The sequence below is a fragment of the Paraburkholderia sp. NMBU_R16 genome, assembly GCF_013282575.1.
GTDB lineage: Bacteria > Pseudomonadota > Gammaproteobacteria > Burkholderiales > Burkholderiaceae > Trinickia.
Window position 1 is genome coordinate 90,777 of sequence record NZ_JAAAYE010000019.1, and the last position, 11,154, is coordinate 101,930.

At 63.8% G+C, this 11,154-nt stretch carries 9 protein-coding genes and 2 pseudogenes; 8 read left to right on the forward strand and 3 right to left on the reverse strand.

Features of this window, described 5'->3' with window-relative positions:
• Positions 1–82 precede the first annotated feature (82 nt).
• A pseudogene (locus tag GWC77_RS12325) lies at positions 83–451 on the reverse strand (alcohol dehydrogenase catalytic domain-containing protein); the annotation flags it as partial.
• A 196-nt stretch (positions 452–647) separates the two neighbouring features.
• On the opposite strand from GWC77_RS12325, the gene GWC77_RS12330 reads away from it, so the two are divergent.
• Positions 648–902, forward strand: coding sequence for a type II toxin-antitoxin system HicA family toxin (locus tag GWC77_RS12330; protein WP_173257180.1), 255 nt, complete (start codon positions 648–650; stop codon positions 900–902).
• Positions 902–1,246: a type II toxin-antitoxin system HicB family antitoxin gene (locus tag GWC77_RS12335; protein WP_173257195.1), complete on the forward strand. Its 345-nt coding sequence runs from the start codon at positions 902–904 to the stop codon at positions 1,244–1,246. The genes GWC77_RS12330 and GWC77_RS12335 overlap by 1 nt, the downstream gene beginning before the upstream one ends.
• A gap of 37 nt (positions 1,247–1,283) precedes the next feature.
• Here GWC77_RS12335 and GWC77_RS12340 read toward each other — a convergent pair whose 3' ends face one another.
• A complete protein-coding gene (locus tag GWC77_RS12340) occupies positions 1,284–3,980 on the reverse strand; it encodes an ATP-binding cassette domain-containing protein (RefSeq protein WP_173257181.1) in 2,697 nt (898 codons plus the stop codon).
• Positions 3,981–4,197: 217 nt separating this feature from the next.
• On the opposite strand from GWC77_RS12340, the gene GWC77_RS12345 reads away from it, so the two are divergent.
• Positions 4,198–4,572: a hypothetical protein gene (locus tag GWC77_RS12345; protein WP_173257182.1), complete on the forward strand. Its 375-nt coding sequence runs from the start codon at positions 4,198–4,200 to the stop codon at positions 4,570–4,572.
• A gap of 93 nt (positions 4,573–4,665) precedes the next feature.
• On the opposite strand, the pseudogene GWC77_RS12350 reads toward GWC77_RS12345, so the two are convergent.
• Positions 4,666–6,022 (reverse strand): annotated as a pseudogene (locus GWC77_RS12350) (transketolase C-terminal domain-containing protein).
• A 134-nt stretch (positions 6,023–6,156) separates the two neighbouring features.
• Between GWC77_RS12350 and GWC77_RS12355 the strand changes: the two are divergent.
• The 5 genes from GWC77_RS12355 to treF all read left to right on the forward strand — a co-directional run bounded on the left by GWC77_RS12355 (position 6,157) and on the right by treF (position 10,998).
• Positions 6,157–6,489 (forward strand): DUF2795 domain-containing protein, encoded by a 333-nt coding sequence (locus GWC77_RS12355; RefSeq protein ID WP_254366924.1) that lies wholly within the window; start codon positions 6,157–6,159, stop codon positions 6,487–6,489.
• A 44-nt stretch (positions 6,490–6,533) separates the two neighbouring features.
• Positions 6,534–7,034: a PRC-barrel domain-containing protein gene (locus GWC77_RS12360; protein WP_173257183.1), complete on the forward strand. Its 501-nt coding sequence runs from the start codon at positions 6,534–6,536 to the stop codon at positions 7,032–7,034.
• Positions 7,035–7,924: 890 nt separating this feature from the next.
• Positions 7,925–8,122 carry a hypothetical protein gene (locus GWC77_RS12365; RefSeq protein ID WP_173257184.1) on the forward strand — a complete coding sequence of 66 codons (198 nt, stop codon included), beginning with the start codon at positions 7,925–7,927 and terminating at the stop codon, positions 8,120–8,122.
• Between the two features lie 54 nt (positions 8,123–8,176).
• On the forward strand, positions 8,177–8,920 hold the full coding sequence (gene phbB, locus GWC77_RS12370; protein ID WP_173257185.1) for an acetoacetyl-CoA reductase: 744 nt from the start codon (positions 8,177–8,179) through the stop codon (positions 8,918–8,920).
• 296 nt (positions 8,921–9,216) lie between these two features.
• A complete protein-coding gene (gene treF / locus GWC77_RS12375) occupies positions 9,217–10,998 on the forward strand; it encodes an alpha,alpha-trehalase TreF (RefSeq protein WP_173257186.1) in 1,782 nt (593 codons plus the stop codon).
• Positions 10,999–11,154: the final 156 nt, after the last annotated feature.

An 11,154-nucleotide genomic window follows, 5' to 3' on the forward strand; every position in this document is an offset into this window, starting at 1 on the left:
CAAACCGATGTCGGTCGCATGGGACACCCTCTGCTCGACGATCAACCTCGTCCGCCGCGCCGCCCCAGACGTCCGCGCTTGTTTTCGGGCCGCCGAAAAACGCCGTGCCGGCTAGCCGACCATTGGGGTTCGCGTTGTCGCACTGAGCGGTGTAGCCGCTTCGGCAGTAGGCGCAGTAACCGCACGAAATCGTCGACGGGATGAGGACCCGATCGCCCTTCGACAGGTTGCGCACCCCTTTGCCGATCTCCTCGATCACACCGACGCCCTCATGCCCGAGAATCATTCCGGGCACCATCCCGCTCAGCGTGCCGCGCACCATATGAAGGTCTGTGCCGCAAATCGCGCTTGCGGTCAGACGGACGATCGCATCCGACGGCGCCTGCACCGTCGGCTCGGCCACGGTATCGAGCCGGATGTCGCCTATCCCATGAAAAACGACTGCCTTCATTTTTGCCCTCCAAAGAACTCGTAGGAACCGAATCCAACGCGCAGCAAAGGAAGGTCCCGAATCCGCCGTCCGATACGCCATCGTGGACCGCTCGATCGCCATTCCGTTACCCGAATGGCCGACTGTCTCTACGCCACACGCGTCGGTAGCATTCTCTCGGTTCATCTGATATCATTTTTTGCTATCGCGAGGTGCGATGAAGGGCAAACATGCGAAAACGCTCGCGGCGATATTCCACCAGCCCACGCTGGCGGGCATCGTCTTCGCCGAGATCGAAGCGTGGGTCCTCGGGTTGGGCGGGGAAGTCAGGGGCGGCTCGGGCTCACGAGTCGTGTTCGAGATCCGCTGCTCGCGCCGGTACCTGCATCGGCCGCATCCCGGCAAAGACGCACGAAGGTACCAAGTGGAAGCTCTACGGGAATGGTTCAGTGAATTGGGAGTCGAGCCGTGATGAATGTCATGCGCTATAACGGATATCTTGCGCGCATCGAATACGATCCGCGCGAAAACATCTTGGTCGGCCATGTGCTCGGTGTGTCCGATCGCATTTCGTTTCACGGCGAGACAGTGGCCGGACTGACCGAGGATTTTCATGCTGCAATCGATCACTATCTTGCCGATTGCCGCAGAACCGGCCGCCTTCCGGAAAAGCCCGCATCGGGCAAGCTGATGTTGCGCATTCGTCCGGAAGTCCATGCGGCGATCGGCGTCGCGGCTGCCGCCGCCGGCAAGAGCATCAATCAGTGGGCCGACGAAGTCCTCGAACGAGCGTCGCAGCGCTGCTTAGCCGCTTGAACGCAGCAAGCGCGAGCGGCTGTGCGGCTCGTCCTGCTCAGGCGTGCGCGGCGAGCCGCTGAATCTCTTCGGCCAGCGCGTCGATCTGAACGGGCTTGACGAGATGCGCATCGAATCCGGCGCGCTGCGTACGCTGGCGCGTCGCGCCGTCGGCATGACCCGTCAGCGCAATGGCGGGCGGCACCGTCGCAGTACGCCGTCTGGCCAATTCGCGAATGCGCGACAACACGTCGCATCCGTCCTCGTCGGACAATGTGACATCGCATACGACGACCCCCGGCCATTGCGAAGGCGCAGTACACTCGAGCCGCTCAAGCGCATCGGTGCCGGTCCCGGCCAACTCGACCGTCGCTCCATTCGCGACCAGCGCGGCTTCGAGCGCGTCGCGCGCCTCCTCGTCGTCGTCGATGGCAAGCACCGCGATGCCGTCGAGCGGAAGCAGACGCCGTGCTTCGGCGGCCGGGCCTTGCGCGCGCTCCGTGCCCGGCTTTGTCACGAGCCAAGGGGCGACGGCCGGCACGACCGGTACGAGCGGCAATGCAGCGACATAGGCCACGCGCGTCTCGAATGGCCTCGGCATGAACGTGCCGCCGGCGGCGCCAAGCACACGCTCGGCCTCCATGGCCTGCTCGTCCGTCAGTGGCGCGGGCTCCGCGTGGGCACCGAGCACCACGAGCCAGACCACGTTCTCCATGCGTTGCGCGCGCAACACGACGCGCTCGCCGGCAGACGCATGCTCGATCTCGTTGGCACACAACATCGCAACAGCGTGCTCGATCTCCTCGGTTTCGCCGGTGACGGGCAGCGTCGCATCGGCGACGTCGGTCTCGAACGCGACATTGCGTGCCGCCGCCTTTGTGACGACGCGTGTCGCAATCGCTGCGGCGAGTTCGCCGATCGGCAGCGGGTGCGCGGCAAGCTTGCGCTGCGCGTGTTCGAGCTCGCCCTGTTCGCGCTGCAGTGCCCACATGCGGGCGTAGACGCCGTCGCGCCGCCCGAGCAGTTCGTCGTGCGTGCCTTGTTCGACGATTCGTCCGTGCTCCATCACGAGAATCTTGTCGGCATCGACGATCGTCGAAAGGCGATGCGCGATCACGATCGACGTACGACCCTCGGATAGGCGACGGAACTCGTTCTGGATCGCGCGCTCGGAGCGCGTGTCGAGCGCGGACGTGGCTTCGTCGAAGACGATGATGGGCGGGTCCTTCAAGAATGCGCGCGCGATGGCGATGCGTTGGCGTTCGCCGCCGGACAGCCGCAGGCCGCGCTCACCGACTCGCGTGTCGTAATGATCGGGCAGCCGCTCGACGAACTCGTCGAGCTGGGCCGCACGCGCAGCGCGCACGATATCGGCACGGGTCGCCCTCGCCCGCCCGTAGCCGATGTTATAGGCGATGGTTTCGTTAAAGAGCACCGTGTCCTGCGGCACGATGCCGATCGCCTCTCTGAGCGTGCGGCGCGTCACGTTCGCCACATCCTGGCCGTCGATGGAAATGCGCCCGCGGGCCGGCGCGTAGAGCCGAAAGAGGAGCCGCACCAGCGTCGACTTCCCGGACCCGCTTCCCCCGACCACAGCGAGCGTGCGGCCCGGTGTCGCCCGAAAACTGACCTCGTGCAGGATCTGCCGCGCGGGGTCATAGCCGAAGTCGACGTGGTCGAACACGATCTCGCCGGCGCCCACGACGATCGGTTGCGCGCCGGACGCATCGCGATCCTCCAGCTCGTCCGCATGTTCGCCGTGCTCGTCGCCCGCGAGCACCGCGAACATGCGCTCTACGTTGACGAGTGCGTCGTTGGTTTCCCGGAAGACGAAGCCCAGGGTGTTCAGCGGCATGCAGACCTGCACGATATATGCGTTCACGAGCACGAGATCGCCGACGGTCATCCGCGCCGCCGCCACATACTGCACGGCCAGCAGCATCGTGGCCGCGATGCCGAGACAGACGATCGCACTCTGGCCGAGGTGCAGTGCCGTGAGTGCGCGCTGATTACGCAGGCGTGCGAGCACCCACCCCGCGAGCACGCCACGGTAGCGCTCGCTCTCGACCTCCTCGGCGGCGAAATACTTCACCGTGTCATAGTTGAGCATGCTGTCGACGAGGCGACTGTCCGCCGCCGACTCGAGCCGGTTGACCTCGCGCTGCACGGTCATGCGCCGGCGCGTGAAGATCATCGTGTAGGTCGAGTACGCCACCAGCGTACCGGCAATGATCCAGATGAACGTCGCGGTGAAGTTCAGCACCATGATGCCGATGATGCTGGCAATCTCGATCAACGCCGGCAGGATCGTGAACAAGCCGACGCCAAGCAGGTAGCCGATGCCATCGGTTCCTTTCTGCACGTCGCGCACGATGGAGCCCGTCTCGCGTTTGGCATGGAAGCGGGCGCCGAGGCGATGCAGGCGCGCAAACGTGCGCTCGGCGAGCGAGGCCACCGTGTGCTGAGTGACGGTGCTGAAAACGACGTCCCTCGCCTCGCCGAATGCGTCGCCTAAAAAGCGCAGCAGCGCGTACGCGAGCACCAGAAAAACGGGAACGAGCGCGAGCGGCGTGCGGTGGCCGAGATCGTCGACGAGCGAGCGCAGTGCCAGCGGGACCGACACACCCGCGAGCTTCGCCGCGATCATCAGCGCGGTGGCGCCGAGCGTCTCTTTCCGGTAACGCCAGACGGCCTGCCACAGGTCGCCGGCAATGCGCCGCTTGAGCCTGGCGCGGGCGGCAGCGGGGTCTCTCACTTATTCACTCGACGAGCGTCGTCAGTTTCGGTTACGGCGATCATAGCGGCCTATCCATGCCCGTACACGCAAAATTGCGAGCTTGCGCTGTCGTCCGTGCGATGCAATGGGCGTTCCCGGGTACGTCGGAAGCGCTTCGAGGCATGGTGCTTGCGGGTCTTTCCATGCGTGCGAAATCCGACGCGCATAGGAAAAACCTTTCGATGGAGGAATCACGATGAAATCCACGACGAAGACCTTACTTGCTTCGGCGCTCGCCATCGCATGCGCGAGCGGCGTGTACGCGCAAGCCGCCGGCGGCGGCCCGGCGGGCACGGGCGGCGGCGCGGGCGGCAACACGACCGGCGCGGTGGGCGGCCCGGGTGCGGGCGCCTCGCCGGACGGCAGCACGCTCAATACGCCGTCCAAGCGTCAACACATGCGAAGCAAACGGGACCGGGGCGGGTACGGTTCGCCTGGCACAACGGGCATGGGCGCAGGCAGCAACTCGACGATGCAGCCGCGCAGCACCGACGAACAGACCCCGGACACGACCAACGGCACATATGGTCCGAAGACGCCTCAGAGCCCGCCGGATCAAGGTCATGAGTGACGTATGAGTTCCCGGAGGCCCGGCGCGCGATGCGTCGGGCCCCGGCGTCGAGCCGGCGCGTCCGTGCGGACGCGCCCGGATTGCCCCGGCAGCTCAGCTCTCCCCGTGCAGGCCCCTCGTCGCGACCGTACGTGCGAGCTGCCGCTTGGCGGCGTCATAAACGCATTCGGGCGTGAACCCGAATTTGCGTTGAAGAGCCCGCACCGGAGCCGATGCGCCGAACGTGTGCATCACGATTCGAGCACCGGTGCGCCCCACGTATCTGTCCCAACCGAGCGTCGCCGCCTGTTCGACCGCCACACGCGCCTCGACTTCGGGCGGCAGCACGCTGTCCCGATAGGCCTCGTCCTGCCGCTCGAAGATATCCCATGACGGCATCGAGACGACGCGTGCCGCAATGCCTTCGCGTGTCAGCCGCTCGTACGCTTCGATGCATACCGATACCTCGCTGCCTGTTGCGAGCAACAGTACCTGCGGGGCGCTTGCATCCGGTGGATCGGCGAGCACATAGGCGCCGCGCCGTACACCGTCCGCCGACCCGTAACGCGTCCGGTCGAGAGTCGGCAACGGCTGGCGCGACAAGACGAGAGCTGTAGGGCGGTACGGTTGCGAAAGCGCAATGCGCCAGGCTTCGCTGACCTCGTTCGCATCGGCGGGGCGCAGCACGGTGAGCCCCGGTATGCCACGCAACGAGGCGAGTTGCTCCACCGGTTGATGCGTGGGGCCGTCCTCGCCCAGTCCGATCGAATCGTGAGTGAATACGTAGACGACCGGTATCTCCATGATCGCCGCCAACCTGATCGGCGGCTTCATATAGTCGCTAAAGATGAGGAAGGTTGCCGCGAACGGCCTCAGGTTCGAAAGCGCGAGGCCGTTGCACACCGCCCCCATCGCATGTTCCCGCACACCGAAATGCAGATTGCGCCCACCTGGATCGTCGCGACTGAAGCTGCCCGCGCCTTCGAACTTGAGCAGCGTTTTGGTCGAAGGCGCCAGGTCGGCGGCGCCGCCGATCATCCACGGCACGCGCGCCGCGACGGCATTGAGGACTTTGCCGGATGACTCCCGCGTCGCGGCGCCTTTCGCATCGGGGTCGAACCTCGGAATATCGGCATCCCACCCATCCGGCAAGGTATGCGCTTCGATTTGCGAGAGCTCGCGGGCGAGGTCCGGATAGCGCCGCGCGTAGGCTTCTCGGCGCCGCTCCCATTCGCGCCGTGCCGCCTCGCCGCGGGCCCCGATGTCCTACCGAGAGCACGAACCGATCGCGGTTGGGCCATAACGGCGTTTGAGGGTCGTAACGCAGATGGTGCTGCCAAAGCTCGTACATGACGGGCGCGAGCGCCATCGGCGTGCCGGGGTGCCCAGAGTTCGCCTTTTGCACAGCATCCATGGCCAGCGTGCGAATGGTGTCGATCGCCAACCGATCGAGCCTCGGGTCTCGTTGCATGGGGGGCTTCCTCGCAAGGCAGTAAGCGACTGATCCATGGCACTACAGCAACGCATGTACCTATCCGTATCGGACAGCCGGCCCGCGCGTGTCGCCCGAGCCGGCAATGCGTGCAGCGCCGGTGCAGGTTTTTCATGGCCGCCCTGAACCGCGCCGCATCGCGCGTTCAGCGTCTCATGGAACGGACGTTGCTGCGTATCGAATATGTCCAACCCGCGCACAAGGAGGCGTACATGGCGCAACATCCAGCGCATTCGCAGCACCAGCGGCATTCGGGACAACCATCGCCAGTCGAGATTCAAAAGGCGCTCGCCGGCGTCGACTACCCGACGACCCGCGAGCACCTTGTCGAAGTGGCGCGATCCCACCATGCCGATCGCGAGATCGTCGAGCTGATCGATAACCTGCCCGATCACGAGTACGACAGCCCGGCGGCGGTATCGAAGGCGATCAGCCGGCAACACTGAGCGCCGGCCCGCACATCGATTCGATTAACAGAATGGAGAAAGTTATGCCCATCTCAACCGATCCACTAGGCAGCAGAGGTGAAACGCGCATCATCGGCAAAGGCAGCGAAACGGCCGAAGGTCCGGGGCCCTATGTGATGGCGGCCAGCACGCTGGAAGGCGACAAGGTCATGTGTTCCGACGGTAAGGAAGCGGGCAAGATCAAGGAGATCATGCTCGACGTTTACACGGGACGCATTGCCTACGCCGTGATGTCCGTGGGCGGTTTTCTCGGCATCGGCGACAAACTGCTCGCGTTGCCATGGAAGGCCCTCACGCTCGATACGGACCGCAAATGCTTCCAACTGTCCGTGTCGTCCGACACCGTCAAGAATGCTCCGGGGTTCGACAAGGACCACTGGCCTGCGATGGCGGACGTGGCGTGGGCCAGCGAACTGCATGACTATTACGGGACCGCGCCGTATTGGGGCTCGAGCGCGAGCGACCTGAATAGCGATCTCGACATGCCGAGCGGCACCGTCCCCCGGGACGAACCTCATCACTAAGTAGCCGGCAGCCGCGGGACCGCCGCCGTTGCGGCGGCGGTCCGAATGGCATCCGTTTATCCTCCGCCTATGCCCTGTAACACGCGGCCGGTCCCGCCGCAAACTGTGCACGGCTTTCCCTCTACAGTGCCAGTGCCGCGGCACGCCTGGCACGGCGTTTCGCCGACACCCGGTGCGCCCGGGGGGCCTTCATCTCCCGGATGTTGTTCGTTGGTGTCTTGCATGAGCAGTTCTCCCTAAAGACCGGCACCGAGCCGCAATGCAGAACGCGCAGCAAACGGCGGACCGGGCTCCGCGGGCCGGCGGTCAGCCCAAAATCAGGGTTCCGCCACCATTTCTTCACACATCCGATAAATGACGACGATATCCCGATTGGCAATATTGTTATTCCATGCCATCGGACCGTTACTACTCGGTGACAAGCAAATCGTTCTTATAGACATACTTGACATCGGTCGAAATGACGCTTCGGTAAAATGCCTACCTCGCAAACCAAACAGGTTCGCTTCGTAGAAATCCATTCCATATTGCGAAGTTCGGCGAGCGGTATTAGTATTGCTCCAGCAGCGAATCCGAGTTTGAGCGTGCGTCATCAGCGTGGATATCCGAAACAATTACCCGCTCAGCCCGTGCGGGCACACGCCTATCCGTAATTAATACTCGTTCTTACATTATCGTAAGAGGGAAGCGAAAACGTTTCAACTCGTAGCACTAATTGATTATAGAGCATGTTCGTATTTAATCGATCGATTGAATTTTTTGCGATTTTCACCCGTCGCAGTGCGCGACGGTGTGGGTGAAAGGCAATCCACCGCGCAAAACCGATTCCGTCGCTCTCCTGGCTGATCGGCGAAAACGAATAGATGGTCTGGTTTTACTGGGAGTAGAGCATGTTAAGCCCACATGAATTTGCCACTTTGATTCTGGTCCGCGATGCCCCCGACCAGATCGAGGCACACCGCGCCGAACTCGGCACCTTGCTCGAGCGCGAACTCGTCGCGCTCGACGAGGCGGAGCGCGGGATACCGCGGCCGCGCATCACGCCGAACGGCAACTCGGTCCTCGAGGCGTTCGCACGCATGCGATGACGGCCTGGCGCCGTCCGGCATCCCTTCGTACATCACAATTTTGGAGAACCCTATATGGCAAGAAGAGTTGCCCTCGTTACTGGCGGCATGGGCGGAATCGGCGAAGCAATCAGCGTCAAGCTGCATGACGCCGGATACACCGTCGTCGTCACTTACTCGCCGAATAATACGAATGCGGACAGCTGGCTTGCCAAGATGGACGCGAACGGGCGCCAGTTTCGCGCGTATGCCGTGGATGTCGCCGACTACGAGTCATGTGCGCGCTGTGCCGCGCAGATCCGCTCCGAAATCGGACCGATCGACATCCTCATCAACAATGCCGGCATCACACGCGACGCCAGTTTCAAGAAGCTCGACAAGGGTGCCTGGGATGCCGTATTGAGCACCAATCTGGATTCGGTCTTCAACATGACGAAGCAGTGGTACGAGGACATGACGGCCCGCGGTTGGGGGCGCATCGTCAATATTTCATCTGTGATCGGCTGTAAAGGCGGGTTCGGGCAAACGAACTACGCTGCGGCGAAGGCAGGCATGCATGGGTTTACCAAGTCGCTTGCGCTCGAATTGGCCCGCAAGGGGGTGACGGTCAATACCGTATCGCCGGGCTTCATTGCAACGCGTATGGTCATGGCGGTACCGGAGGACGTCTTGAAGACGAAAATCCTGCCCGAGATTCCCGTCGGCCGACTCGGTCAGCCCGAGGAGGTCGCCGCGTTGATCGCCTATTTGTGCTCGGACGAAGCGGGTTTCGTCACCGGGGCCAACATCTCGATCAACGGTGGACAGCATCTGCAATAGCGGCGCCGCGATGCTTCGCGGCATCGTTGCCGCACGTCGGTTCCGCCCCCGTCCGGCGCCGCGCCGACACTCCTGACGCGGACAGCCACCGGACGGAATTTGCCGCGCGCCACGCGTCACGTGCGCGCGGCTTTTTCTTGGCTTCACGAAGACGTTCGTCGAAGGCCGCCACGCAGTGGGAACAGCGGTTGCTCATTCGCCGACGCGCACGTCGCCCGCCCTGGCGCCGACGCACCCCATCGTTGCTGCGAGCGCGCCGGTGACATGCGCTCGGGCCCAATCGCCAAGGACCGCCTATGTCGCTCTCCCTCGCCCGGCGCCTCGCAGCGGCCAGCCTCACGGCCACCCTGTCCGCGAGCCTGGTTGCGCTCAGCGTCTGTTACGGCGCGCAGCCGATCGAGGCGCCGCCATATTCGAGCGCTGTCGCCCGGCAATCGCCGCCGATCGCGGCATCGCAGGTCAACCCCCACGCCCAGCCCTCTCCCGTCGAGCCGGCATCTCCGTTCGCGCTGTACGGCGAGCTCTATCGCGCGGTGGAGCTCGCCCGGATTTTTCCGGATAGCAAGACGTTCGCCGATATGATTCCGAACGCACCGCCACAGAAGATCGTCGCCGAGTTCGCCGCACAGCGGGACCAGCCCGGATTCGATCTGCGCAAATTCGTGGAAGCGCGGTTCAGCGCCCCGGCCGGCAGCGATAGCCACTATGCAACGGATCCGAATCAGAACGTCGTCGCGCACATCGACACGCTTTGGAACGTGCTACGCCGCGGCCCCGATCGCGTCGAGAGCCGATGGTCGTCTCTGCTGGCGCTGCCTCAGCCCTACGTCGTCCCGGGTGGCCGCTTCGACGAAATCTATTACTGGGATTCGTACTTCATCATGCTCGGCCTCGAACAAAGCGGCCGGCACGACTTGGCGAAGGAGGAGCTCGAGAATTTCGCCACGCTGATCGACCGTTACGGGCACATTCCCAACGGCAATCGCACCTATTATCTGAGCCGCTCGCAACCGCCGTTCTTCGCGCAGATGGTCGGCCTCATCGCGAGCGAGGACGGCGACCGTGTCTATCTGGATTCGCTGCCGGAACTCAAAGCGGAATATGCCTACTGGATGGACGGCGCGGACAAGCTTGCGCCCGGCCGCGCTTATCGCCACGTGGTTCGGCTACCAGACGGCACATTGCTCAATCGCTACTGGGACGACCTCGCGCTGCCGCGCGATGAATCGTATCGCGAGGACCTGGCGACTGCGGCCGCCACCCCGCAACGCGGCGCACCCGACCTGTGGCGCAATTTGCGCGCGGGCGGCGAGACGGGCTGGGATTTCAGCTCGAGATGGTTCGCCGACGATGCGACGCTCGCGTCTATCGAAGTGACGGAACTGATCCCCGTCGACCTGAATTCGCTCATGTACGGTCTCGAGAAGACGCTGGCAAAGGCGTACCGTATCCAGGGCGATGCCGCGCATGCGGAGAACCTGGAGGTGCGGGCGAGGACACGTGCCGAAGCGATTCGGCGCTGGTTGTGGGATCCGCAGATCAAGGCGTTCGGCGACTATCAATTCGTCCAGCGCAAGCTCACTCATCGATTGACGGCTGCCGCCGTCTACCCGCTGTTTGCCGGCGTCGCGACGCGCGACGAGGCGCACGAAACCGCCGCAACGATTCGGCGAGGACTGCTTCGGCCCGGCGGCATGGCGACGACGCAAGTCAAGACCGGCCAGCAATGGGACGAACCGAACGGCTGGGCACCGCTGCAGTATCTTGCGGTGACCGGGCTGCGCCGCTATGGCGAGGACGAACTGGCGCGCACGATCGCGACGCGTTGGATTCGCACCAACGTCGCGGCCTATGTCCGCACGGGAAAACTCGTCGAAAAATACGATGTGAGTGCCGATACGTCGGCCGCCGGTGGTGGCGAGTATCCGCTGCAGGACGGCTTCGGCTGGACCAACGGCGTGCTACGGGTGCTATTGGCATCGTATCCGAACGCTGTCGACATCGCGGCTGCGAAACCCTCGAGCGCCGCAGCGTTTGCCACGCCCATGCGCGCTTCCATGAAGCGCGATCGGCGCTGACCGCCTTCGGCACAGCGAGCGCTTTTTTCGCCTCTTTTGAATTCCGAGTGGGTGATGTTAGCGGGTCAAGGGCGGGCGTAAGCCCGGCGCAGCGAACCCTTGAGGCGCTCTGAATCGACAAGCTGAGGTATGGCTGGTTGCGGCAGAATGCGGCAA